Genomic DNA, 583 nt, shown 5'->3' with positions numbered 1-583 from the left:
AACGCGAATCCGTCGATTAATCCCGAAAACTCCAGATCCCAAACAATATGAAAAAGCACAACGCCAAAAATAGCGATACCTCGCACGGTATCGATCAGCAAAACTCGCTGATTTGATAGACTTTCGTAATCATTGTCTGGACTAATCATTTCGCTCGTAGTTAAACCTTTTTCGGCCTCATAAAACGTGCGTAGTTAATCATTTTTCCTAACCGGCAAGACCTGCAATCCCAGTTTGGTGGACCGACTCAGAATCCCAAGTCAACGAGTGGTGCTGAAAAACCCCGATCAATTTTGGCTACGATTGCTTAACTATTCTGGGTCGTCAAAGTCCACCAAGCACCTGACGATGGCCAAAGATACAGTTATGTCGCAAAGTTTTCTTCGGCGATTTTGATTGGTCTGATATCCTGCATGGCGCCTATTTAGTCTAGACAATATCGGTTAGAGCTGATTCAGTCGTCCAAAATGCAGCGCATCCAGCTCCAGCTCGCTCGAGTTCAGGTTTCCCCTTTCCATGCCAGAAGCCGCATAGCATTTGCGGTGACGAGTACTGTTGCGCCTGTGTCGGCAAGGATTGCTGG

General features: G+C 46.7%; 1 protein-coding gene. It reads right to left on the bottom strand.

The window, feature by feature from the left end; all coding sequences use genetic code 11:
- A partial coding sequence (locus J7447_RS31190; RefSeq protein WP_209171787.1) for a heparan-alpha-glucosaminide N-acetyltransferase domain-containing protein occupies positions 1 to 149 on the bottom strand: 149 nt, incomplete at its 3' end.
- Between the last annotated feature and the right edge of the window lie 434 nt (positions 150 to 583).

The sequence above is a fragment of the Labrenzia sp. R5_0 genome (assembly GCF_017743835.1).
Taxonomy (GTDB): Bacteria; Pseudomonadota; Alphaproteobacteria; order Rhizobiales; family Stappiaceae; genus Roseibium; species Roseibium algicola.
The sequence above is the reverse complement of the archived record's forward strand: the minus strand, read 5'-3'. Positions and strand labels throughout refer to the sequence as shown.